The organism is Wolbachia endosymbiont of Listronotus oregonensis (assembly GCF_031205055.1).
GTDB lineage: Bacteria > Pseudomonadota > Alphaproteobacteria > Rickettsiales > Anaplasmataceae > Wolbachia.
In genome coordinates this window covers 233,749-258,033 of record NZ_CP102118.1, presented here as the reverse complement: position 1 = coordinate 258,033, position 24,285 = coordinate 233,749, and the positions used below count along the sequence as shown (strand labels likewise).

Below are 24,285 nucleotides of genomic sequence, written 5' to 3'. Positions count from 1 at the left end.
GCTCTGGTCCTGTTGGTTCATCTGTCCATCTCAGCCATAATTCTTGCACTTTTTTCCGAAACTCTGCATCTTTAGCTTTTGATTGCGGTTTTATTCCTGTTCCAACGCAATTACTCACTATCGTATCGATTATGTTTGCTGCATAGGAGTTCTTTCTTACCATATCACGAGACCGACTGCGTAAGTGTTCAAGGCTTTGGGAAAGTAAGCTATTTATACTTCCTGACTCTGGTTGAAAGTGCAATAATCTCCTTCCTGAACCTCCATGCTGAACCTTTAGACTTTGGTGGTTTGCGGAATAATTGCTTGAATGATTTTAGTAGCATTACTTTTCCTTATCTGAAACTTTCGATAATTCAGCTTCTAACTCTTCTATTGTTGGCAAAGCTGTTTTGATGTTTTCTGGTAGATTTTCAGTTATTCGATATTCCGCTAATCCTATTGGTTTATTTATGTCTTTGAGTGTATATTTAGCAAGTACATCGTCTTTAGATTTACATAAGATTAACCCTATAGAAGGTTGATCTGTCGAGTGCTTCAGTAAATCGTCAACTGCGGAAAGATAAAAATTCATTTTACCTGCATACTCTGGTTTAAAATCTTTATCTTTTAGTTCAATTACTATGAAGCAACGTAACTTTAAATGATAGAATAATAAATCAATATAAAAGTCTTTATTACCAACATCTAAATGAAATTGTCTACCAACAAATGCAAATCCCTCACCGAGTTCTAACAGAAATTTTTCCATATGCCCTACAAGTCCCTTTTCTACTTCTCTTTCGTGAGCATCCTTACCTATACTTAAAAAATCAAAAATATATGGATCTTTTAATGTGTAATGTGCTAGATCGGATTGTGGAGATGGTAATTTTTCTTCAAAGTTAGTAATAGCTTTCCCTTGACGTTTATGTAGACCAAGCTCTATCTGCATCACCATAATGTTACGTGACCAGCCATGTTCAATAGCTTCTTTTATGTAGAATAGCCTCGCTTCTTTGTCCTGAACTAAGTCCATTAGAAATACATTATGTCCCCACGGCAATTGGGCAACAAGTTGTTGCACAAATTCAATATCTTGATACTCCACTGCAAATTGACGCATATATTTCAAGTTTCTCGTGCTAAAACCTTTCATTTCCGGGAATTCAGCCTTTAAGTCTCTACTTAACTGCTCAATTACTTTAGATCCCCAACTCTGACTCTTTTGTTTTTCTAGAATCCGCGTTCCAATATAATGATAAAGCAGTAGCAGTTCTTTATTTACTGTTCTTGCTGCCTTATAACGACTAATAGCAATATGTTCTTTCAACTGCTCTAAAAATTCTGTATATTCTTTTCCTATAATTTTTGTCATAGTGTTCCTTTCAACGATTTTTATCATTATATGATCCCTTTATTCGTTGCAATAACAATCTTTCTCTTCGGCTTCACACCTGCAACTTTTAACTCTGCTTTGATTCGTTGCCTGAGCTCCAATAAATCCTTTATTTGAACTTCCCCGTACCGAACTACATGGTCACCATATGCAATTGAGACAACCCTTTCCCCGCTTTGCAGCTTCTTTATCGCTTCTTCAACTTGGGCTAAATATTCACTGCTGTACATTCTTCTCACCCAGCCATCTACTCTTTCTTACCTTTTTAGGCTTTTTAGTTTTTTCACCTACTAAACTCTCCCATTTACTCTCTGGCCATCTATCAATCCCCAGGGCAATAGACGCAGCTCTTGCGTAAACTCTGCAATCTAGTACTTCATTTCGGTCTCTTATCTTTTGCCACTCTTGTTTGGTATATCCTTTTACTACCTTGGTAATTAGTTGCTCTGCGGTTAGCTGTTTAAAATACTCAGGTGTATACTCTGGAAAATGACAATACCCCGGCGCCCCTTCTGTTAAAACATTAAGTAGCTGAAAAAGCTCTGACTTTAATATCGATACCCCAACTGGCCACAGCTTCATTCCTCTCTTTAGCTTTTGTCCGCTAACTGTTACATCAACTCTACTTGGGCTGCTAAGTGGCACTAGCGCTTTGTTTGCCCCTTTCACTGCCATTACTCTCCCAGAGCCCTGGTGACCTCTTACCCAGTTGTATACCTCTTGTGTTGCATACCCAGCATTTACCGCCATCATGCTTATCATGTATTCAAGACCATTTTCACCGATAAAATGATGATTTAATAATTCCGAAAGTTTTCCCCATACTTCTTCTCCTCCCGGATCTCCTTCAAATACTTGGTAGTCTATTGACCAACTTTCTCGATTTCTTCCCCATGCTACAATTTCTGCCTCTAAACGATCTTTTTGTACATCAACCCCTGCCGTTAACACTACTTTGCCACACTTGCATTGCCTTTACCGGTGATAAAACGTTTTATCGTCTTGACAGGTACACCTTGATAAGGTATATGATGCTTTTCACACCAAGCAGCTAAAACAGCAAAGAAACCACCATAACAATGCGCAGCATCAGTTCCAAGGTGTCTCCTTACCTCCTCAAAGTACACTGTAGAAATGTCTTTCAAGGAATTAAGCCAATTACTAAAACTTAAAAAGCACATGCCACCTCCGCTGAAACGGCTAGAGTGAAAACTCTCACTGCCACTTTGGATTACTCCATCTGTAAGAATTGCCCAGCCGGTTTGCTTGCCGAGGTCGAGTGTTAGGATTGACATAACTGGAAATTTTCATCTAGAGACAGCAAATATATGCATGTAATATATATACGTAAATTCTCAGAAATTCGTCCAAAAAATGTGAAAAAAAGTTAAAATAATTTTAAGGCAGCTAATTACGTTTTTTACAACAGAAGTCTTCGCTATTTGAGTTGTTTCCATTTTGGAAATAACTGTTTGTCGGGATTTTAAAGAGGTTACATGGGTTTTTGATAAAGGTGCTATCTCTCTATCCAAATCACTAATAACGCTATAACAATCCTCTAAAACGTTTTAAAGAATTGGGTTGCAGTAGAGACAATTGAAATGGGCTATGTAAAACTGTATCTTTTTGGTTTTAATTTCAAGAGCCTCCCTTCAGAAAGCCCTATATCTCTGCTTTTTTTGACTACTACAAAAGAAGCTTTTCTGTTGGAGACATAAATTTTGATCTTTGTCTCTATTTTGAACTATTGAGCGGTAGTTATCTGGTTCTTTACATTAAATAACTCAGATATATTATAGTGCATTTTTTATATTAACTAAATCTCTTAACCGGTCATTGTTAAATTCTGTAATCCAACTCTCGCCACTACTTATAGTTAGGTTTGCCAATTCCTTCTTGCTTTGAATCATCTCATCAATACGCTCTTCAAATGTACCTGTTGAAAGTAGCCTGTACACTATAACATTACGTTCTTGCCCGATACGATAGGCCCGATCTGTTGCTTGTGCTTCCACTGCTGGGTTCCACCATAAGTCATAATGTATTACATGATTTGCTGCTGTTAAATTAAGTCCTGTTCCTCCAGCTTTTAAAGACACTATAAGAATGTTGGACTGGAATAAGTTTTGAAAGTCATTAACCATTTCGTCTCGTGCTTTACGGGACAGTCCTCCATGTAAAAATGGCACTTTTGATTCAAACCTTTCTTCAAGCAATTTAGATATAATTTCACCCATTTCAGTGTATTGAGTAAATATCAATGATTTTTCTGCAACTTCACCAATACTAATCAATATTTCCTCAAGCATCTGCATTTTACCGGATTGTTCAATACTCGCACGCTTTTTCTTGCCAAACTGTGATGGATGGTTACAAATTTGCTTTAAAGCATTGATAAGTTTAAAGATTAGTCCCTTACGTTCAATTCCTTCACTTTTTTCTATTTTTCCCATATTCGCATCAACAACTTCTTGGTAAAGAGCCGCTTGCTCTGGAGTGAGAAAACAATAACAATTACTCTCAATTTTATCTGGTAAATCCTGAATAATGCTTTTATCGCTCTTAAGTTTACGTAACATAAAAGGGCTAGTTATTTTCATGAACCTTTCTAGGCAAGATTTATCTCTCTCTTTCTCAATTGGTATTGCAAAGTTGGTCTTAAACTGGGTAGCACTACCTAGGTAAGATTTATTGGTAAAATCAAAAATACTCCAATACTCTAGCAGTCTATTCTCAACAGGTGTACCACTCATAGCTATTCTACATTTTGCTTTTATAGCTTTAATTGCTCTGGTTTGGTCAGCGTCACGGTTCTTAATATTTTGTGCTTCATCAATTACGAGCAAAAACCATCCAACTTTGTCAAGTTCTCTCTTATCGCTACGTGCAATACCATAAGATGTTAGAGCCACATCATAATCACTTGCTAATTCTCGATTTTGTCCGTGATAGATGAAAAGCTTTAATTCTGGTGCAAAACGTTCCATCTCTCGTTGCCAATTACTTAATATGCTTGTTGGAGCTACTATCAAAACTCTATCCCGATTTAAAAATCCTGCATTTTTACAATATAGAATAGCTGCAATAACTTGTATAGTCTTACCAAGACCCATATCATCAGCAATTATGCTACCAAACCCACTTTCTATGTTCTGTACAAGCCAGCTAAATCCGCGTTCTTGATATGGGCGCAATTGTGCTGTCAGATTGTTTGGCGTAGTTACAGGTGTATAAGTGTTAAGTTTTTTAAACAAGCTTGTAAGCTGCTGGTCAAATGCTACTTTAGTTTCATCCAACTCACCTGTTAAAACAGCTTGCACGAGTTCTGCTCGATTGAAAGAATTAGGTAGCTTATCAAGTTTCTTTAGTAAACCTCCTACTTGTTTGTCATCTAGAAGTACATACTGATCCATAATACGCACAAGTTTACGAGAGTTTTTTAGTAGCCTCTTAAACTCTGAAATACTAAACTTCTTATCACCTATTGCTACTCTCCAATCAAACTTTAATATGTCCTCAAACATCATGAAGATTTCGTGATTATCATCATCTTCTTCTTTTATTTCATCTTTAGTAGACAAGTTAAGACTTAATTGCGGTTTGAAGACTTTTTGCAAGGATTCTGGTAAAACAGCTACAATGCCAATCGTTCTTAATATCGGCAAAGTGTCTGTAAACACTGATGAGAAACGATCTAAGTATAGAAATAATGTACGATTACTGTTGATTGATTTTTCTAATTCTGGTATATGCTCAAGCAAAAATGCAAGGTCAGATAAAATACTCAGTCTTAATTCTTTATTTTGATTAGGAAGTGCCTTATCTAATTTCATCGGTGGCTCTGTACCGTCCAGAGATATCTGTACGTCAAGTTCAAATCTGTCGTAATGATCCCGTATAATTAAATGAAATTTGTATGGTTTACCTGCTAAGTAAAGGTGTGACAACCAGACATTAATTATTTGCGATTTTTCTTTGTCGATTAGTCCATGAAACTTTTGATACTTGCCAGTGAAAAACAGTCTAAAGATGTTCACATATTTATATTCATCAAGTGATACAGGAAAATTGTTTGTTATATATCCTAAAAGGATGAGAGAAGTAGCAACATTTACCTGTTCCTCTGGTTCTATAGCACGTCCCTTGTACTGCACCAATAGAGGCGGACAAATAGATGATATCTTGCTATGAATTTCCTTAACTGATTCATTAAACAACGCAGGAATCCATCTCATTATAATTTCTTCTCTTTGTTTTGTAATACTTGTGGTATTAGCGCTGACTTTTCCATCAGCATATGTGCAAACTGTGAAATCATATGCATGAAGCGAAGTTCAGGATTAAGCCTGTGAAGTAACGAATTAGGAATGTCGTTTAAAAATTGTGCTACATTTTTTGGTAAATTTTTATCGGTTGCAAATAACTTACTTATACCATTGTTTACCTGAATCAGTTGATAACGATCATCAATAAATAGTTGAAATGTTTGCCAATGTTCGATATGCACCCATTTCTCAATAAACAGTTCTTCTTCTGTAAAAGACTGATTTCCTGTGGGATATCTTTGCCAATGCTTATAAGCTGTTTGCAAGGTATGGCAAAAGTTTTTCTCAAAAAAAAGCGGATTATTCGTCAAAATACTGCAAACACAATTAGCAAGGTCAGGAATAGTTGATAAGTCAATGTTATCTAAAATTACTTGATTGGAAGTTGCTTGATCGCATGGTTTAAATACATCATCAAGCGTTAAGATTTTTTGAACATCTCCTAATTTTCCATCCCAAAAATCATCAATGAATGCTAGTAAGTTACAATTACGAATATTAAAAGCCAATAAAGGATTTCTATCAATCTCTTTAGCAATAAGATAAATTACAGCAGCAATATGCTTACAAGGTACAGCCCAATCAGGACAATTGCATCTTGCATTTATTTCTTTCCGCTCTGAAGTAAACAATTTCGTACCAAGATCATTGAGCTTATCAAGCAAATTGATCGTTCTTACTTCTCTCCATTTTAAAGAAAACAATTTAGTGTAAAAATTATTGAGTTTATCAAACAAGCTGATTGTTTTTATTTCTTTCCATTTTGAGGGAAACAACTTAATGCCAGAATCATTGAGTTTATCAAGTAAGCTGCTCGGTAACCGTCTGTTTATTAACCGAGATAATATAGCTGGTGAAGTTTTTATAATTTGATGAATGGCATGCTTCTCTGAAGCATTGAATTCTCTTAGTATAACTTCAACTCTATATGATTGACCCGAACCATAAACTTTAGCTACGATTACATTACTATTAATTTTAATACCAGAGACTCTCCCATCATTGGCATAGGTTCTACCACGTTGTAATCGATTATCGCAGTCAACTCCACCAAGGCATTGAAGCCACTTCTTACTCCACCATGTTCTTCCATAAATAGTCATTTTATAAAATCGTATATTTCAATATAAATAAATTGAATATTAATCTTATAGATAATTTTTCTAAATATATCAAACCCACCTTAAACAACTATAGTGTTTCTTCAGAGCAAGCTACCAATTTTAGAACGGTTTAACATCAATTACTACTATAAAACGCCAACAGAAATAAGTTAAAATAAGCATTTGTTTGTTGCTATAGATCAAATTTACTTATGTTGAGCTGCATAAAAGTGCAACCAAGACTATACAAAAAGACTTAAAACTCTCAAAACCTTATGAATTTATATGTAACCAGTGCTCCTAATTTATTTACAATTCATCACTCTCTGTGACCATACAGAATTGGGGTTAAAAGGTTTGCTTAGCAAAATTAATGTTTAGTGGTATACTTAAGAAGTTATATTAATAGGGGTAATATATTGGTTATTCAAACTAATTCTTTAACATCAAGTACTGCAAGTTTGCCAACTGAAGATTCAAGTTGGGTTAATGTAAATCAAGAGGAAGCTGAAGTTAAGGAGCATCACCATTCTGAAGGTTCAGATATTGAAGTAGAAGATTTATTTGTTGTAGTTCCTGAAAGTTTAACTTTTGCTAAAATAATAAATATTCTAAATAATGCCATAGAGTATAATAATTATAAAGAATTAGATACGATTGTACGAAGCATTGAAGATTATGATGGTCAACCTGTTAAATTAGATAATGAAAATCTCAAAAATTTCTGTTTAAATCAACTTAACTTGGACTTAGAAAAGAGAAGCGATCACCGACATATATATTCAAATATACTGTCACAATATAGTTTTGATCAAGTAAAATGCAATTATAGTTATCCAGTAAAAGAGCTGGTACTTTTAGCAATTGCAGCTAATGACAAACTTGCAGAAAAATACCAGGACATACTTTTTGCTGAAGGAAATTTGAGTCTTTTACCTCTACTTATTGGCAGTCAAAAATATATTGCAGCTTTTATAGAGAGATTTCCTGACCTTTATATTGAATTAAAAGATCAAGTTGTACAACTTAACGAGCTCAACAAGATTGGCTTTTTCTCAATTATAGCGCTAAGAAAAGAGCAGAATTTATTGAACTCAGTTCTTGTAGAAGATGTCTTAGGAGATCTTAAAGCAGTATTGCAAGAAGGTAGCCCTGACTCTTTATATGGTGTACTTGAAACAGCATCTCTCGCTAAAAATAAAGACTTTATGAAGATAGTACTGGATTCACTTGAAAGATATATTGATGATCAGGCTAAAAAAGATCTATTAAAAAAGTGTATTGTTACTTTTTTAGAAACTGTAATAAGCCAGGAGCATGTTTCAATTGTTGAGTACTTGTGCAGAGAACGTATTGAAAAGAAAGGTTCAATAATTCAAGAAATCTATAAAGAAGCATTTGCAGATGAGAAAATTATTGAACAAATTAAAAACCAGGTTCTAAAAAATATTGATAGTGCAGGTAATGGACGTAAGGAAAAAAAACAAAAAATTTATGACCTAGTTTTGCAAGCCGCCTCATGTACTGGCAGTACAGATTTTATAATAAAAGTACTAGATTTAATTAAAAATGATTCCAAATTTTCAGGCGATACAGATAGGCAGACCTTCTTGCAAAATAGTCTAGTTACTATTTTAGATAATGTTATACGTGAAAAACATTCCTCAATTATTCAAAATGTGTACACAAATTTTATATTGAAACTCGCTGAAAATTCAGGAGTGGAGTTTTTAACCATCCAACAAAGATATCAAAACGCTTGTCATACTTTTATAAGTGTAGATAATAATGTTGCCGGTCAGTTTAATGAGGAACTTAATGAAGATGATTCAAATCTAGAACAAGATAAATTTGAAATAACTGATATTCAAGAAGAGCAAAGGCCAGGTATTTTAGGACCAAATAAAACTGAAATTGCAGGATTTAGCCAAGAGAAGTTATTAGAAATCATCAATTTTGTTAAGATAGGCTATTATGTTAGTGATTATAACCTTAATAGTCAAAAGTTTTCTGAGTTAGAGGAAAGATCTTATAAAGTTCCAGCTAAACTTAAGGAAGAAGGATATAAAATTGTTCAGTTTTATAACGTGAATGATGGTAAACAATATCGACATGCTGGTTACGTTTTTATAAAAGATAAGGAAATAACTATAGTTTACCGCGGTAGTCGTAATCTCTTTGACTATATTACAGATATTAGAATACCTTTAATTTGTGCACCTGGGCTTTTACCTGAAGGTGGAAAGATCCACTCAGGTTTTTATTCTTTATTTAAGGATTCTTGGGGCAGTGTTTATGAGATACTAAGAGGGTATGCTAATGATCAAAAGTTAGAAATTAAAGATTTTAAAATTAACCTTACAGGTCATAGTATGGGAGGTGCCATTGCCACCATAGCTGCTCTATGTTTAAGTGTAAGAGAGGGTGCAGAAGATTTGCATGTTGCAACTTTTGCTTCTCCAAGGGTTTTTGACCCTTCTGCTGCTAAGGTTTATGAAGAGCGCCTTGGAAAGAAAACTATTAGAGTAGTTAATCAATCAGATTTCATACCTTCATTACCATCTGGTTCTATGGGTTATAAGCACGTGGGTGAACAATTAAGGGCAACTAGTGATTCTTATGCCCATTCATTAGACATATATCGCAATCTTATTATAAATATTGAACCTGACCAATTTAAGTCTGATAATAGTGTATCTATATACTATTATCCTTCTTACCTTGTTACAGCATTCTATAATGTATTCACTGCACCAAGTTACCTCATTCCAAATACCCATTCAAATGGTGATGAGCAGTATTTTAAACAAGTAAAGAACAAACATAAAGATGCTTCACTTTCTGAAATGATGAAATATTCTGGATCTAGTAATGAACAGAAAGTAGTAATTTATGAGGATTCTGAACCTGGTGAAGACGGGTTTATAACCTTTGTGATGCCATCTTTACCTAGACATGAAAGAGGTGAAGGGTTAAAAGTTAACGTTCCTGATATTGCTTTTTTTGTTAACAGTAATTATTATCTCAGTGGAGACACTATTAGTCTGAGGCTATTGAAAACCTTAATTGATAACTATCCAGGAAGCTTGGCACTTATGAAGAAAGAGAAAAAGAGTAATAAACTTAATGGAGGTTCTTCTTCTACCGCAGCTATCTCAACGTTAACAATAGCTGAAGTTTCTTCAACGAATTCATCTTTAGGTGATCATAGCAATAATAATGTACAAATCGCAGTGCAGAGTGATGAGAATCAGCAAATGAATGCTGAAAAAGCTGGTAGCAGTAACACTCCAGGAATTCCTGAACAAATACTTGTACCAAGTAATGAAAAAGAGCTTGTAGCAAGTACAGGTTACGGTATGGGAGATGTCATTACCAAAACAGGAAATGCAGGAGATTTGCGTGTTGCAACTTTGGGTACTCAACAGGTTGTTCCTCATGGTGGTGCTAAAATTCTTAACAAGTTTTATAAAAAGAATGCTACTGGGCTTTCAGTCGAGTTTATTGCTGGTAATATTAGTGAGATAGTACAGAAGTTTCTTAACGCTGGGATATCACAAGTCGTAGTTTCTACCTCCACTGGTAGTTCCGTATCCTTGGGTTTTAATGATATTAGTAAAGCAAGTCAAGGAGGACTTCAAAAAATAGCAAAAGCACTTATGGACTTGTTTACAAGAGGTGAATCTAATAGTAGAACTGTCAATGCTATTACTAATTTTTCTACTGTTAAAACACCAGCCTTAGAACAAGAAAATAATACTCATGGCAACGATCAACAACCAAGTGATTCTGTTTCTAATATTCAAAGTGATGATGTAGAAGTCGGTAGCACTACTATAAATGATCAATCAACCTCTATTATCAGTAGCGATGGTGAGGATAAACAAATTCCTGTTCAACAAGCAATTCCTATAGTTCTCAAGAAATCAGAAGAACTTGCTGCACAAACTGCTCAAGATATATCAGTTGGAGATGATGTAGCAGCTTCCGTTATTAGTAATGATAATCATAGTGATTCAAGTGAAATTCAGTTACAAGCTACTGTTCAACAATTTATTAATAAAGATGGTACTGCACCATCTGTTCAACTAGCTGCACCTAAAAGTTTAGATAAGAATAGTGGTAAAAAAGATACACAACCAAAACTAATACCAACAGGGGTACCTTTAGTAGCTAGTAAAGACTCTAACCAAGTAAATAATGTTCAAGGTAACAGCAAACAACCTAGTTATCCAGACAAAAACAACCCTGCTCCACAAAATGCAAAAAGTAAGTTGCCTGTGATAGCTGCTGCTATGTTAGCAATAACCGGAGTTGCTACAGGGATAGCTATTGCAGTTTGCTTGGAAATGCTAATGGTAGGAATAGCAGTTGGAGCTTGTTGTCTAGTTGCAGCTACAATCATATATTACTGTAACAGACCTTCAAATTTAGTTGAACCTCCAGCTAGTTGTAATAGGCCTTCAAGTTTACTTGAGGGTAGTAATGTTAAACCTCCAGCTAGTGCATCCATTGTATAATAAGTTGAAGAATAAATATAGTAGTTTACCATTTAATAATTAATTATCATCATGTTAATTATTGTAAAATAAGAACCAAAGCCTGATTTAAAATGCGTACTCGATAAATACTTCGGCGAAAGTACTCAGGTACTTTGCCTATTCTTTAATTGGTGGAGCAGAAAAGACTCAATTTGAAGTATTAAACAAGTTAAAAGAGCTAGGATTCTGTGTTAATGAGTATAAATTTTTAGCAAACAATGTGGACGAAATGCTGGGGTTTTATAACAGAATCTGTGATAATCGCCATGAATTAGGTTACGATGTCGACGGGGTAGTCTATAAAATTAATAACTTACAGTTGCAAGAACATCTTGAAAATACTAACAAGGCACCACGTGAATCTACAGCACACAAACTTCCTGCAACTCAAGGAAAAACCAAGATAAAGAAGATATCAGTACAAGTAGGCAAAACAGGTCAATTAACTCCAATCGCTGAATTAGTTCCGATAAATATAGGAGGGGTTCTCATTACTAGGGCAAATCTGTATAATAAAGATGAAATTAAGCGCAAAGACATAAGGGAAGGTGATATCGTAGTAGTAGAACGAGCTGGAGATGTTATTTCCCGCATTGTAGAAGTGGATAAAAAGTCTCGTTCTCGGAATACACCAAAGTTTATATTTCCTGATACTTGCCCGGAATGCGGAAGTGCAGTAGATATATTTAAAGATGAAGCTACAGCTAGATGTTCCGGAGAAAACGGTTGCCAAGCACAGCGAATAGGAAAGTTAAAATATTTTGTGGAAGTTCTTGACATTAAAGGTTTTGGCAGTAACCAAGTGGAGTTCCTTTATGACCTTGGTTTGATAAGGAAAATATCTGACATTTTTGCTCTCGAAGAAAAACTCAAAAATTTCAACTTAAGTGAACAAGAGGGATGGGGTGAAAAATCAATATCTAATTTATTGAACTCAATCAACAGCAGAAGAACTGTAACGCTTGAAAAGTTTATAACTTCTTTGGGAATTAGACTTGTAGGACCACACGTAGCAAAAATACTAGCTAATCATTACAAATCTTATGATGGTTGGTATGAAGTTATGGCTCAATTACCTTATGATAGAGAAGCTCCTGATAAATTAATGAGCATAATAGGCATAGGCGAAGAAACTATAACTTCCTTGGAGGAATTTTTCTCTGATGAGGATAATATTGAAATGGTAAATGACCTTGCTGCTCAGTTAAATATTCTGCCTGTGGTTGCTAATACTAGCAATTCCATTTTTAATGGCAAAACAGTAGTTTTTACTGGAAAACTTTCAAAAATGGAAAGAAATGAAGCGCAAGCACTAATGGAATCTTTAGGCGCAATTGTGAGTTCAAATGTATCGCCTAAAACGGACTTCTTGGTTGTCGGTGAAAAACCTGGTCAAAGTATAAAAAAGCTTTAGAACTAGGTGTTAAAATTTTAACTGAGAAAGAATGGCTTTTTCATCATAAAAGAAACACTTAGACCAGTTCAGAATGGCCTTTATATGTATAACTTCAATTTTGGGGGCATAACTACTTAATTTCATCGCCAGGTTAGTCTCTTACACCAAAAATAAGTGTTTTTAGAGCTCTTTATAGCTCATGAATTCATTTGCAGGGGTTTTTAGGCGCTTTATGAGGGGGTTATAAAAAGATCTACAAAAGACCTCTAAGGTGCGTAGTAGTATTCTAAAGCCATCTATGGGAGACATTTTTTTCATCAACGCATTCAAAACTTAAAAAAATAAACTAAAAATAAAGAAGTTGAATATTTTTTCAGAATTATGTATAATTATTAATGCTTTTTAGGTACCCTTGCTATGGCTCTTTCGAAGTTTCTCGATCCAAAGAATGATGTCGCATTTCGCCGTATCTTTGGTACTGAAAAAAATAAAGGTATCCTTATTCACTTCCTCAATGATATTCTGGGTTTTGCTGGCAAAAATGCAATACAGGATATAGAGTTTTTAAGTACTATTCAAGACCCTGATATCGCCGCTAAAAAGCAAAGTATTGTTGATGTTCTCTGTAGAGATTCTACAGGTGCTCAATACATTTGCGAGATGGTGCGACCTGAAAGTCTTCGGTCATATTGTTTAAAGGGAGAGGAATTCCTTCAGAAAGAAACTGAAAGAGTTCTAAAACTTATTAAACCAGATGTTTTGCCATCTGAGTCTACGCATCAGTGCGAATCGGGTAACCGGTTGGTGCCGAGCGATGCGGACAATGAACCTCCTCTTGAAAAAGAAGATGCGTAATCGTAAGAGGAGCATAAACTACAAGCATAATGTGGTTGGAGGGCTAGGCTAGTGGTATGGTGAACGTAAGTGAAGCTTCGTAAGTATCGTAAAAATTGAAGAGCTAAAGATGCTGATAAGCTCTGACCAAAAGGTAATGTGGATAAGTTACATTTTTCATCTCTAGATGTACGCAAATAATAACTCCACCGGTATAGAGAAGTCACCTAACCCACTGTTGTATGACAGAAGGAACAGGGTAAGCCTGTATTTCCGCCTATATGGCAAGCAAACCGCAAGGAACGCTGATGAAAATGCAGGTAAAGGAAAATGGAGAAAGCGAATGCCATTTTGTAACGAAATGGATAGAATTTGTAACATTAATTCGCGTGAAAACGAGCAGACTTCCATTTGGTCCCTCGTGACAAGAAACTTTGTCAACCACTTAAGGTAGGAAAGCAGATGATTACAAGTAAAACTGTAAGTGCACCTACCAACAGCTCCGAAGCATGGAACCAGTTGCCATGGAAGAAATGCCAAAAGGTTGTTATGAGGCTACAAAGGCGTATTGTTAAGGCTGTTCAAGAAGGAAGATGGAGTAAGGTAAAATCTTTACAACATCTCTTAACACGCTCTTTTAGTGGAAAAGCTTTAGCCATTAAAAGAGTAACTGAAAACCAAGGAAAAACACAGCAGGTGTAGATCGTCAACTATGGTCAACTTACAATGCTAAATTTCAAGGAATAAAGCAGTTAAAACAAAGAGGGTATAAACCTTCTCCGCTAAAACGAATTTATATCAGTAAATCTAATGGCAAAAGAAGACCTCTTGGAATACCCACGATAAAAGATAGAGCCTATTACAAAAGGGTTCGATTTTCTCGGTTGTAATGTACGTAGATACAGCAAGAAATTAATTATTACGCCTTCGAAGGAAAGTGTTAAGAGGTTTCTTAAAAAAGCGCGTGCATTAATAAAAGCAAATATAGGTAGTTCACAAGCTGTAGTAATTAAATCACTCAATCCTCTACTAAGAGGATGGGGAAACTATTACCGTCATGTGTGTGCTAAAAAAGCGTTTAGTAAGATCGACAATGAAATTTGGCATAGTTTATGGAAATGGGCAAAGAAAAGACATCCCCGTAAAGGGTTACGTTGGATAAAGAATCGCTACTTCAAAGTAACGAATCATCGTCAATGGGTCTTTGCTACTTCTGTATGCAAGAACAAACCAAAGGAAATAAGGTTTATGAGCTTACTCAAACTAAGCGATATTCCTATTAGACGTCATATTAAAATCAGGGCGGATGCAAATCCACTTGACTTAAAATGGAAAAAGTATTTTGATAAAAGAGTGAAACGAACAAGAATGTTAGCAAGCTCTTTCTCAAGAGAAGGTTCTCTACTGTTAGTGTCACCACTAAAGATGCTGTTTTCCGAGGAATCATGAAAGACAAGCCGGTTCGAGAAAAGAAGAACTTAGATAAGGGGCTCAAGCGCAGTGCTGGGAAACCTGCATGCTGCGTTTCTAAGGGAGGGAGTAGTAGTAATACTACTTCCTTACCTAACCAGGTCGCTAAAACTAAAGGCTTTGAAAAACGCGCCCAATACTATGCTGCCAAAGCCTATTCAAGACAGGCTGACAAGGGCGATCAATACCATGACCTTAAGGAAATTATCTTCATTGCTATAGCAGATTGTGTACTGTTTCCTAATAAATCTGAGTACAAATCAAAGCATACTATTCGAGATGAAGACACTAATGAACACGATCTAAAAGATTTTTATTTTATATTTATTGAATTGCCAAAATTTCCGAAAACAAAAGAAGATCAGTTAGAAAATATAGTTGAAAAATGGATATACTTCTTTAAATATGCAGATGAGACTAGTGAAGAAGAGCTGGAAAAAATAATAGGTAGTGATGTAATAATTAAAAAGGCCTATGAAGAGCTAAATAGATTCAATTGGTCAGAGAAAGAATTTATTGCCTACGAACAGGAAATAAAACGTATTCTTGATGAACAGGCTGTCCTCGCTCAAAAACTCGATGATGCTAAACAAGAAGGTAGACAAGAAGGTAGACAAGAGGGCATCCAAATCGGCGAAGAAAAAGGTGAAATGAAAGCTAAAATAGCAGTTGCAAAGAATCTACTTAAAGCAGGGGTTTCTATTGATATTATAGCTCAAACTACTGGTCTTACAGTTAACGAAGTCAAAGACTTAAGCTAATTCTATCTTTGGGTGTATAGATGAACATCTTTATACTAGATGAAAACCCAGCAATTGCGGCTCAAATGTTATGTGATAAGCATATAGTAAAAATGCCATTAGAAACTGCTCAATTATTGAGTAATGTTTTTTCAACAGCATTGAAAGTGCCAAATCCTTTTGTCAGTATCATAAATCAGAATATAGAAGTCCCATATAAACTGACTCACAACAATCATCCTTGTTCTTTGTGGGCTAGGCAATCGAAAGGGAATTTTTGTTGGTTGATAGAGTACGGAAGAGAATTATGTAAAGAGTACACTTGGCGATACAAAAGAAAGCATAAATCAGAGGAAGTAATAAATTGGTGTGATAGTAATAAGGATTTACTCATTTTTCGATCAACTGATATGCAAGCTTTTATACAAGCACTGCCGGATCAGTATAAATGCAGCAGTTCTGTGGAAGCTTATAGGAGATATTATCTCAAGGAAAAGATGAGATTTGCTAAGTGGGAAAATGGCAGAGGAGTACCAGATTGGATAATAGGAAATCCTGCTACGTAATACCACAGCTAATACAGCTCATAAATAGAGAAGCCATCCAAATCGGACATGAAAAAGGCATCCTAATCGGCGAAGAAAAAGGTGAAATGAAAGCTAAAATAGCAGTGGCAAAAAATTCACTTAAGGCCGTTGTCTCTATAGATGTTATAGCTGAAATCACCGGACTTTCCCTTGACGAAATCAAACAGACTTTCTGATCAATCAACATTAGTTAGAGAAACAGTAGGAGCAAGTAGCCACAAAAAATGCAAACACCTGCTCCTTCCTTCACTCAGGCTCTATCTGATCAATTCAGTAGAATTAGTTGTAATTGATACGTTATTTAAATTGGTTCTAGGACCAGATAGAGCTACAGCTTTATTAGTACTTACTGATGAAGGATCAACATTTGCTTTGTCCAGTAAAGGCATCATTTCTTTCTGCAACATTTGCTCGATTTTACCTTTAAAAGACATTGAGAATTTCTCCTTTTGCTCTAATGCTGGACAAGCTTTTTCTGCATATGAGTACAGCATACCTGAGATTTCATGATAGTTTCCCGCTATGACTTTCTTAAGTACACTTAATTGTACTTCTTGAAAATTAATTTTTAATTGTTGTACCGATATACCACAACGAAAAGCTGCTTGTTTTAGTTCTGCTTCAAACTTATCTACGATATTTAATGAATAGCCTTGTGCCTCTTGCAAAGAAATCTGTTTATCTGCTGAAGAAGTATACATTTGTCTTTTACCTCTCTTGGCCAGCAACATATCAGCTAATAGTATTCTTCCATTTATATCAGATTGTGCTGAAATGCTTCTAATGTCTGGCACCACTTTAGTTTTATCGTCAATTCCTTTTACAAATTCTTTATTTACTAAAGGCGCTGATAATAGAGTCTGCTTGTTGGAAACGCTTTGAAAAGATAATCGACTCATTATGTTTACAAACCAACCTCGGATCTGGAACAAAAGTGGTTTTAAATAAGGTTGATTGATAGAACGACGGCTACGGTTCCCATTCTCTACTTCCATCGAAGAGTTTGCTACTTGAATTGTTTTGTAGTTTCTTTCCTTTACCAAACAATACGTTCGAACTTTTCTATATAATAATTCTACTATACTATAAAGTCAGCTATATTAACCTACTTTTGCCACATTTAGATATGAACTAATTTGTTTGGCTTTGTTGCAACAATTTTGCGTTTTTATTTTCACAACGCTGCTTTTATTTAAATTGTTCTCACAAAGGTAGGTACTTTTTTGTGATTTTTGGAAAAGTAAATGAACAAATTTTTTGTGACGCTAAAGGGACTTGTGTTTTTATAAAAGTAATACTTTTTATGATAAAAAGAGCATACAAAATAATAGCCACAAATCCAAGTTTTTCACAAACTTTAAAACTCTTATCTCCTACAAGAAGGTCCTGCAATTGGTTCATTAGTTACATTGTTAAATACAGAGCTTGGCGCCTGCATATCTTGCAAAACAGTACTGTTATCAACTTCTATTACTACCTTCTCTACCATTTCTTCAACTATTTCATTAATAGTCAAAAAGTTTCTTATAACTACTTCTATCAATTCATCACTAACAGCGCCTTCTCTTACAACTCGTTCTTCATTAAACTTTATTCCTTCCATTATTGCACCTAGCACCTGCTCTAGAGAAAAGTTGTACTCCATAATACACTTCACAATCTTCCGTTTAATCTTTCTTTGATCTTTCAATATTGCTTTCCCTAATTTACTATCCATGTTGAAGTCAGATAACCTTTTCGTAAAAAGATCACTTACCTCCTCAGTAAGTTCTGCTTTGTGTTTTGCTTGTCTTAATTCTTCTTCTGATTTCTCTCGTTCTTCTTTCAATTGCTTAGATTCTTCTCTTTGCCTTTGGAAAGCTGTTTTCTTGCTTTGAAATCTATTACTCAATAATTCCTCTAAGCGTTTTAACATGAATACTATTACATTTCCTATTTCTTCTTTAGTCGGTACTTTACCTACCTTCGATTCCTTATAGGATCTCTTTACCTCTTCATTTAATTCATTATCATCATTCTTAACATAGGAATTTACCATAGCTCTTGTATGAAATAGTAATTCTCTGTAGGATAACTTATCCTCCTTTATGTTATCTTTATAAGATAATTGATTTTTCTTCTCTATTCTCTCTTCATGCGATGATTCACCCTCTACCTCTTCTTTGCTTTTTTCTTTCAAAACTTCCTTGCTATCTTTACTTTCTTTCAGTATGGAACTTATCTTATCAAGAGCATCTGAGTCGAAACGATAACCCTGAAGACTATAGCAATTCTTTTTGTCCTTAAGTAGTTTAGTAGCAAACTTATAGTATGCTTCCATCAAAGTAAAATAGTCTAACATAGGTAGTACAAAATTCTCATCTGGATTCACGCCATAAGATTGCCCTACTAGCATTTCATATTGTTCCTTGCTCTCTTTAAGAACTTTTCTACTGCTTCCTTTATTACCTCAAGCAACTCAGATTTTTCACAACGAGCATTCAAAGACTCTAAGTAATCTACCCAACGTTTATAATATTCCTCCACATACCCATTATAAGCACTATCAAACTCCTTCCATCTTACTTCTATAACGTTGCTTAAAGACTCAATTTCTTTATATGTTATGTTCTTTATTGCCAACAACTTTTCACAAAGGAATTCAACAGATGCCTTTGCATCTTTTAAGTACCTATTTCTTGCCCTCATCAAAAATTCTTCTTCCTGATCAGCCAAGCGACTCAACTCAAACAAAGCAGACATTCCATCTATGGGCGACACCTTTACTACTCTAGATATATCTTTTTCATCACTACTTAATGTGCTTAATGGTATGCGGTTATACATTCCATACAATAAGTAACAGTCTTTATTGAGAATAAACGTCTCATCCTGCATGATGTATGAATGTATATTCCTCAGAGCTTTTGTAGTCTGGTTAATTATTTTTTGCATTTCTTCATCTTTAACTTTTCCCTTGTCTGGATGGTGCTTTAATGATAAGTTCCTAAATTGTTTAATAAGACTTTCAAAATATTTGTTATGTTCCTCTTCACTCTTTGTTTTTTTTCTCACTCCACCCAAGCTTTTATCAAGATAAAATGGCATCCACTTTTTTTGCAATAAATCAAGTGCCTGACTTAAACTCAATTCTTTGTTATCAACTCTACATATGGTCCTGACTAATTTATCAATCCTACTTGCCTCTTCTAACCTATTTTCTTCCCTATATGCTTCCTGTGCAGTTTCAGGTACTTTTTCATCACTAGAAATAAGATTGTTGCTTTGTAGTAATTTTTTACATGAACCTATTATATCAAACCCTAATACCATTTTCCCTCCAAGTTTATGATAACTATAAAGATAACTTAGCCTTGCAACGTAAAGTTGATGCAACGCAACGTTAGTAAATAAGGAATAGATTAAGCGTGAAGCAATCGAGTAATCATTGTAGTTCACTGCTCTATTTATTTGTTCTTCAGTGATCGTAATATCCTCTATCTGTTTACTCCATGGCCACCACCAATACTGCGGCATTCTCTCTAGTGCTTTCAGCAATTTAACACAATCCTCTTGGCTTACCACCCCAGCCTTTCTTTTTGTCATTTGATAGTCAACGGCAAGTGTAGTTATAATCCCTAGTACTATTAGGCTAGAAGTTACTACTGCAGCAAGATATACCCTGCGTGTTGATACAAATGAAACAAGCCCAGCAGAAAAAGCAACTATAGGAGTGAAAAAAGCTCCAACTCTTATATAGTCTGTGCGATAATCCCTTATCCTATATAACTCATCAAATAAAATTGGACCAAACTCCCATCCAAATAACCGATACTTTCTACGACTAGATAAGAACTCAACAACATTTTTTTGCCACTCAGGCAAACTGGATGCATGTTTCATCAATTTCTCCCCATTCCTATATTTGCACCATCCGAAACAATGAAGCTCTATCAAACCCACGTCCATATTTAATCTGAAGTTCTTTTGCAAGTTGGGAGATGATTCGTTTGCCATAGTCTGCACGTTTGTGCTTTAAGATATCTTGACCAATTCTGAAGCCAATTTCCCAATTTAACAATACTAGAGTAGAATTGAAATGTGTAGCAAGATGATTCTTTGCTCTATCTATTAAATTACTAATATCCCCTAATAAGCTAGTAGTGATATCCATCAACGCTATTTTCAATAAAGAACCATTATGGCACAAAAACTTATGTATGCAAGAGGTTACTTTCACCCCGAAAAAACATTACTACTTCCTCTTATTACCTTAAATCCACAGGAAAATCTCGCTTGAGTGAGGCTATATCTACACACTACGTTTTCTTTATTTTGCTTATAACTTCCACAAGCAGTGCAAACATAAATGAAGAATACAAATATCCTTTTGGTAATTCTATATGAAATCCATGAAGTATGAGGTACACACCGACAAGTAAAATAAATAAGATAGCAATTACTTTTAAACCTGGGTTAGATTTGATTAACTGGGCGGTATAACTTGATAAAAACAGCATTGCTAGCATGGAAAATGTAAATGCTGTAGCAATTATTATCATGTTATAAGTTAATGCTATAGCAGTTAATATCGAATCAACTGAAAAAACTAAATCTATTAATATAATTTGTAGCACAACTAAAAAAAATTTTGATTTAACGTTTGCTTTCTTTTTATTTTTCTTACATACAAAGATGTCATCCCATAACTCCATAGAGCTTTTAACAATAAGGAATAATCCCCCTGCGATCATAAGTAAATCCCTTGCTGAAATATTTAGCGATGCAGTGTGAAATATAGGTTTTTGCATTGACAATATAGATGATGTAAAAAATAGTATTACAAAACGCATTAATAGCGCTAATCCAAGGCCCATAAGGCGCACTCTTTCTCTCAGCGCATTTGGTACCTTATCTATTGCTAGAGAAATAAAGATTAAATTGTCTACACTAAGTATAGTTTCAAGTAGTGTAAGTGTCAGTAAAGTCCAAGCATCAGCTAGCATTTTTGTCCCAAATTCGGCTCTTCTTACTCTACAATAGATGTGTAAAAATTAAGTGACTTCACTCAGAAGTTTTATAGCAGCTCTCCAGAAAAACAGGATAACTGCTAATATAAAGTTCAGCAGCTTCTTCTATTTTTGTTTTTGAGCAAAATCGACAATAAGAGAGTTTCTTATTTTCATGCACGCAAATAAGATAAAGCCTTATTTTCATTTTTGACTTTATTTGAAAATAATATATACTATAAAAATAGTGTACTAGGTTGAATGAATATATATTAAAGGATCACCATCAGGCAAAGTATTCGCTGGTTATCAGGCATTTATACCTAACCCCTTGCCACCAAAATTTGAATGGGACAATGATTTAGTTAATAGTCTTTCCAGAGCAGATCATATTTTGGGTATGTTATCCAGGGAAGGAGCTAAATTGCCTAACCCTCATCTTCTCATACGACCCTTTATAGCACGTGAAGCAGTTCTTTCAAGTAGAATCGAGGGAACTCAAGCAACTCTTGGTGAAATTTTGGCTCAAGAAGCAGGTGCTAATGTAGATCGCAATCCCGATGATTTACAAGAAGTACGCAATTATATATCAGCGCTCGATTATGGACTAAAACGTTTACAATCTTTTCCACTGTCGCTTCAGTTGGTTAAAGAAATTCACGGAAAACTTATGCAAGGTGTAAGAGGTTCTCACGCAACTCCAGGAGAATTTCGCCGAGTGCAAAATTGGATTGGAAGCCCAGGATGTACAATAGACACAGCAAAATATGTGCCACCAATGCCAGGTGAATTGATGGGTTGCTTGGACTCTTTTGAAAAATTTTTACATGATAGAACATTACCCCCACTTATACATATAGCTCTATGTCATTATCAATTTAAAGCGATTCACCCATTCTTGGACGGCAATGGACGTATTGGACGTTTATTAATAACATTACTTCTGATCGAAAGAAAATTATTACCATTACCTCTGTTATACTTAAGTGCATTTTTTGAAGCTACAAAAAGTGAGTATTATGACCAACTTTACAATATAAGCAACAGAGGCACGTGGCATGATTGGTTCTCTTATTTCTTAAATGGTGTAGTACTGCAATCATTGGATGCATTGTCAAGAGCAGAACGAATTAACATTTTGATTGCAAATTGGCAAACTGAAGTTAGTTCTAAAACTGAGGGAGTTGCGAGTGGTATTGTAAGGTATCTCGCTGTAAACCCTTACTTTACTATAAGGAAAGTGGTTGAAAACTTAGGTGTCGTATTTACAACAGCCCAAAGAGCAATCGTAAAGCTTGAAGATTTAGGCATCGTTTCACAAACTTCTCAAGGAAAGAGAGATCGGGTTTATTGTGCAACTGATATTTTGAATATTCTAGAAGAACCAACTAAGATTACAGAGAACTTCGATAGCACATTGTAGCTATTGTGATGAATAAATTCAGCAAACAGCAAGCTTAAAGAGTCTGATCCAATGGACATGCTGAACAAAAAGTAAGGAGCTCCTTTTGGAGAATTATATTAACTTATTAATTAATTGCTTGACTTTTAGCAGGATTTATTATATTATTTATTAATGAGTAATGCAATCAAATCAAGGAGGATAGCATGACTGGTGACGATAACAGAAAAACTTTACAATCGATAATTGCTAGCGAAAATCACAGTATAAATAGAGTTGGAAAGTTAAAAGATTTCCTTAAACAAAACAAAGAAATAACTATTAATAAAGACACATTTGCATGTGCTTTACGATACCAAAAAACTACAAAGGAAGCAATAGTACACGAAATTCTGCTTCATTTTATACAAAATCCTGGCGAGCAATCACTAGAACAAGTGATACAATGCTTAGATAGAGCAATAAAACCTAGGATATATGCAAAAAACAACCCAATAAGAAATCTAGATGAGGAACTTCGTACTCATATAAACTTTAAAGATGAAAAGGGAAATACATTACTACATCATGCAGTTATAGGTAAGAAAACTGAAGAAATAATCACCCTTCTTGTTACATATAGTGCAAATCCTTTGATACAAAACGCGGATAATAAAATTCCTTTAGATTTAGCTCAAGGAGAAACAAAAAAAGTGCTTATTAAAAGTATGAAAGAACAAGCTAATACGAAAAAAGAAAGCGCTATGATAGGCAGTTTGGTGCCTGGCGTAATAATTGGTGGTTTTCTTGGTGTTGTACTTGGAGCTGGTGTGTGTGTTGCAGTAAGTCTTTCTGGTGGTATGATACTAGGTGTAATGATAGCACCTGTTCTTGTTGCTAGTATAGCTGTTGGGCTGGCCATGTATTTTTTGAGTCAAGACTATGAACAGGCTAAAGCGATAGAAAAAACTATTAGCACTGTTAGCTCTGAAATATCTGTTGATGGTGCAAAAAGAAGGGCCACAACCTACGTATAGCTGACCCAAGCAACACGTCATACCGCGATTCATTCGCGGTATAGATTCCGCTAACTAGTAGCGGAATGACGAATGTGTCGTTTTTCAAATTGTCGTAAGTCACTTTAGCTATAATACACACAAGGAGGGTGTCATCCCAGCGCCCCTATGATGTCATCCCAGTGCTTGACACTGGGATCCAGAAAAGTTTGCTTGTTCACAAGCAAACTAGCATGGAAAGTAGCTGATCTTACACTAAATGAATGTTTTTGATGATGTTGCATAGAAGCTGGATTCCAGTGTCAAGCACTGGAATGACACCATTTGCTGTGCAATTTACCTTCAAAAATGAATGTTCGTACAGCTATGCGCGGTATAGATTCCGCTAACTAGTAGCGGAATGACGAATGTGTCGTTTTTCAAATTGTCGTAAGTCACTTTAGCTATAATACATACAAGGAGGGTGTCATCCAAGTGTCCTGACTACTTGGATCCAAGAAATTTAATTGTTTTAAATTTTCCCCTC

General features: G+C 35.1%; 19 protein-coding genes and 4 pseudogenes. 11 read left to right on the top strand and 12 right to left on the bottom strand.

The window, feature by feature from the left end; genetic code table 11:
- Window positions 1-16: 16 nt before the first annotated feature.
- The 7 genes and pseudogenes from NMD99_RS01330 to NMD99_RS01300 form a co-directional block, all read right to left on the bottom strand.
- A pseudogene (locus NMD99_RS01330) lies at window positions 17-326 on the bottom strand (phage portal protein); the annotation flags it as partial.
- Window positions 326-1,357 carry a PDDEXK nuclease domain-containing protein gene (locus NMD99_RS01325; RefSeq protein WP_253309097.1) on the bottom strand — a complete coding sequence of 344 codons (1,032 nt, stop codon included), beginning with the start codon at window positions 1,355-1,357 and terminating at the stop codon, window positions 326-328. The pseudogene NMD99_RS01330 and the gene NMD99_RS01325, both read right to left, overlap by 1 nt.
- A gap of 26 nt (window positions 1,358-1,383) precedes the next feature.
- The gene (locus NMD99_RS01320; RefSeq protein ID WP_253309098.1) at window positions 1,384-1,608 is read right to left on the bottom strand and encodes a gpW family protein; all 225 of its coding nucleotides are present in this window, start codon (window positions 1,606-1,608) and stop codon (window positions 1,384-1,386) included.
- Window positions 1,595-2,335 (bottom strand): annotated as a pseudogene (locus NMD99_RS01315) (terminase gpA endonuclease subunit); the annotation flags it as partial. The gene NMD99_RS01320 and the pseudogene NMD99_RS01315, both read right to left, overlap by 14 nt.
- A gap of 5 nt (window positions 2,336-2,340) precedes the next feature.
- Window positions 2,341-2,673 (bottom strand): annotated as a pseudogene (locus tag NMD99_RS01310) (Holliday junction resolvase); the annotation flags it as partial.
- 498 nt (window positions 2,674-3,171) lie between these two features.
- On the bottom strand, window positions 3,172-5,613 hold the full coding sequence (locus tag NMD99_RS01305) for a DEAD/DEAH box helicase (protein WP_309166420.1): 2,442 nt from the start codon (window positions 5,611-5,613) through the stop codon (window positions 3,172-3,174).
- A complete protein-coding gene (locus NMD99_RS01300) occupies window positions 5,613-6,806 on the bottom strand; it encodes an SWIM zinc finger family protein (RefSeq protein ID WP_309166418.1) in 1,194 nt (397 codons plus the stop codon). The genes NMD99_RS01305 and NMD99_RS01300 overlap by 1 nt, the downstream gene beginning before the upstream one ends.
- A gap of 419 nt (window positions 6,807-7,225) precedes the next feature.
- On the opposite strand from NMD99_RS01300, the gene NMD99_RS01295 reads away from it, so the two are divergent.
- From NMD99_RS01295 to NMD99_RS01255, 9 genes and pseudogenes are all read left to right on the top strand, one after another.
- Window positions 7,226-11,326 carry a host RNA manipulator TomO gene (locus NMD99_RS01295; protein WP_309166417.1) on the top strand — a complete coding sequence of 1,367 codons (4,101 nt, stop codon included), beginning with the start codon at window positions 7,226-7,228 and terminating at the stop codon, window positions 11,324-11,326.
- 103 nt (window positions 11,327-11,429) lie between these two features.
- Window positions 11,430-12,761 carry an NAD-dependent DNA ligase LigA gene (ligA, locus tag NMD99_RS01290; protein WP_309166911.1) on the top strand — a complete coding sequence of 444 codons (1,332 nt, stop codon included), beginning with the start codon at window positions 11,430-11,432 and terminating at the stop codon, window positions 12,759-12,761.
- 399 nt (window positions 12,762-13,160) lie between these two features.
- Window positions 13,161-13,406 (top strand): annotated as a pseudogene (locus NMD99_RS01285) (PD-(D/E)XK nuclease family transposase); the annotation flags it as partial.
- A gap of 358 nt (window positions 13,407-13,764) precedes the next feature.
- Complete coding sequence (locus NMD99_RS01280; RefSeq protein WP_265017506.1) at window positions 13,765-14,031, top strand: hypothetical protein; 267 nt, start codon at window positions 13,765-13,767, stop codon at window positions 14,029-14,031.
- An 8-nt stretch (window positions 14,032-14,039) separates the two neighbouring features.
- The gene (locus NMD99_RS01275; protein ID WP_253309103.1) at window positions 14,040-14,279 is read left to right on the top strand and encodes a reverse transcriptase N-terminal domain-containing protein; all 240 of its coding nucleotides are present in this window, start codon (window positions 14,040-14,042) and stop codon (window positions 14,277-14,279) included.
- A gap of 147 nt (window positions 14,280-14,426) precedes the next feature.
- The gene (locus NMD99_RS01270; RefSeq protein WP_309166908.1) at window positions 14,427-15,026 is read left to right on the top strand and encodes a group II intron maturase-specific domain-containing protein; all 600 of its coding nucleotides are present in this window, start codon (window positions 14,427-14,429) and stop codon (window positions 15,024-15,026) included.
- Window positions 15,023-15,808: an Rpn family recombination-promoting nuclease/putative transposase gene (locus tag NMD99_RS01265; RefSeq protein WP_264688117.1), complete on the top strand. Its 786-nt coding sequence runs from the start codon at window positions 15,023-15,025 to the stop codon at window positions 15,806-15,808. Before NMD99_RS01270 ends, NMD99_RS01265 begins: the two co-directional genes overlap by 4 nt.
- A 20-nt stretch (window positions 15,809-15,828) precedes the next feature.
- Complete coding sequence (locus NMD99_RS01260) at window positions 15,829-16,353, top strand: pyrimidine dimer DNA glycosylase/endonuclease V (RefSeq protein WP_309166413.1); 525 nt, start codon at window positions 15,829-15,831, stop codon at window positions 16,351-16,353.
- Complete coding sequence (locus NMD99_RS01255) at window positions 16,326-16,550, top strand: hypothetical protein (RefSeq protein WP_253309107.1); 225 nt, start codon at window positions 16,326-16,328, stop codon at window positions 16,548-16,550. The genes NMD99_RS01260 and NMD99_RS01255 overlap by 28 nt, the downstream gene beginning before the upstream one ends.
- Before the next feature lie 81 nt (window positions 16,551-16,631).
- Here the strand turns inward: NMD99_RS01255 and NMD99_RS01250 are convergent, their stop codons facing one another.
- The 5 genes from NMD99_RS01250 to NMD99_RS01230 all read right to left on the bottom strand — a co-directional run bounded on the left by NMD99_RS01250 (window position 16,632) and on the right by NMD99_RS01230 (window position 21,359).
- Window positions 16,632-17,273 (bottom strand): latrotoxin-related protein, encoded by a 642-nt coding sequence (locus NMD99_RS01250; protein WP_264732308.1) that lies wholly within the window; start codon window positions 17,271-17,273, stop codon window positions 16,632-16,634.
- Between the two features lie 467 nt (window positions 17,274-17,740).
- The gene (locus NMD99_RS01245; RefSeq protein WP_309166411.1) at window positions 17,741-18,769 is read right to left on the bottom strand and encodes a hypothetical protein; all 1,029 of its coding nucleotides are present in this window, start codon (window positions 18,767-18,769) and stop codon (window positions 17,741-17,743) included.
- On the bottom strand, window positions 18,763-20,256 hold the full coding sequence (locus NMD99_RS01240) for a J domain-containing protein (RefSeq protein ID WP_309166408.1): 1,494 nt from the start codon (window positions 20,254-20,256) through the stop codon (window positions 18,763-18,765). Before NMD99_RS01240 ends, NMD99_RS01245 begins: the two co-directional genes overlap by 7 nt.
- A gap of 16 nt (window positions 20,257-20,272) precedes the next feature.
- Complete coding sequence (locus tag NMD99_RS01235) at window positions 20,273-20,527, bottom strand: DUF1016 N-terminal domain-containing protein (protein ID WP_264688114.1); 255 nt, start codon at window positions 20,525-20,527, stop codon at window positions 20,273-20,275.
- A 145-nt stretch (window positions 20,528-20,672) separates the two neighbouring features.
- Entirely contained in the window at window positions 20,673-21,359 is a 687-nt protein-coding gene (locus NMD99_RS01230) for a TerC family protein (protein WP_253309112.1), read from the bottom strand.
- A 268-nt stretch (window positions 21,360-21,627) separates the two neighbouring features.
- On the opposite strand from NMD99_RS01230, the gene NMD99_RS01225 reads away from it, so the two are divergent.
- Together NMD99_RS01225 and NMD99_RS01220 are read left to right on the top strand one after the other, a co-directional pair.
- Window positions 21,628-22,785: a Fic family protein gene (locus NMD99_RS01225; RefSeq protein WP_353282582.1), complete on the top strand. Its 1,158-nt coding sequence runs from the start codon at window positions 21,628-21,630 to the stop codon at window positions 22,783-22,785.
- A 185-nt stretch (window positions 22,786-22,970) separates the two neighbouring features.
- Window positions 22,971-23,780, top strand: coding sequence for an ankyrin repeat domain-containing protein (locus NMD99_RS01220; protein WP_264732319.1), 810 nt, complete (start codon window positions 22,971-22,973; stop codon window positions 23,778-23,780).
- Window positions 23,781-24,285 lie beyond the last annotated feature (505 nt).

Excerpts from the sequence above, each read along its gene's own strand:
- NMD99_RS01325 (WP_253309097.1), bottom strand. The coding sequence starts at position 1,357 with ATGACAAAAATTATAGGAAAAGAATATACAGAATTTTTAGAGCAGTTG.
- NMD99_RS01320 (WP_253309098.1), bottom strand. The coding sequence starts at position 1,608 with ATGTACAGCAGTGAATATTTAGCCCAAGTTGAAGAAGCGATAAAGAAG.
- NMD99_RS01305 (WP_309166420.1), bottom strand. The coding sequence starts at position 5,613 with ATGAGATGGATTCCTGCGTTGTTTAATGAATCAGTTAAGGAAATTCAT.
- NMD99_RS01300 (WP_309166418.1), bottom strand. The coding sequence starts at position 6,806 with ATGACTATTTATGGAAGAACATGGTGGAGTAAGAAGTGGCTTCAATGC.
- NMD99_RS01280 (WP_265017506.1), top strand. The coding sequence starts at position 13,765 with ATGTACGCAAATAATAACTCCACCGGTATAGAGAAGTCACCTAACCCA.
- NMD99_RS01275 (WP_253309103.1), top strand. The coding sequence starts at position 14,040 with ATGATTACAAGTAAAACTGTAAGTGCACCTACCAACAGCTCCGAAGCA.
- NMD99_RS01265 (WP_264688117.1), top strand. The coding sequence starts at position 15,023 with ATGAAAGACAAGCCGGTTCGAGAAAAGAAGAACTTAGATAAGGGGCTC.
- NMD99_RS01260 (WP_309166413.1), top strand. The coding sequence starts at position 15,829 with ATGAACATCTTTATACTAGATGAAAACCCAGCAATTGCGGCTCAAATG.
- NMD99_RS01250 (WP_264732308.1), bottom strand. The coding sequence starts at position 17,273 with ATGAGTCGATTATCTTTTCAAAGCGTTTCCAACAAGCAGACTCTATTA.
- NMD99_RS01245 (WP_309166411.1), bottom strand. The coding sequence starts at position 18,769 with ATGCTAGTAGGGCAATCTTATGGCGTGAATCCAGATGAGAATTTTGTA.
- NMD99_RS01240 (WP_309166408.1), bottom strand. The coding sequence starts at position 20,256 with ATGAAACATGCATCCAGTTTGCCTGAGTGGCAAAAAAATGTTGTTGAG.
- NMD99_RS01235 (WP_264688114.1), bottom strand. The coding sequence starts at position 20,527 with ATGGATATCACTACTAGCTTATTAGGGGATATTAGTAATTTAATAGAT.
- NMD99_RS01230 (WP_253309112.1), bottom strand. The coding sequence starts at position 21,359 with ATGCTAGCTGATGCTTGGACTTTACTGACACTTACACTACTTGAAACT.
- NMD99_RS01220 (WP_264732319.1), top strand. The coding sequence starts at position 22,971 with ATGACTGGTGACGATAACAGAAAAACTTTACAATCGATAATTGCTAGC.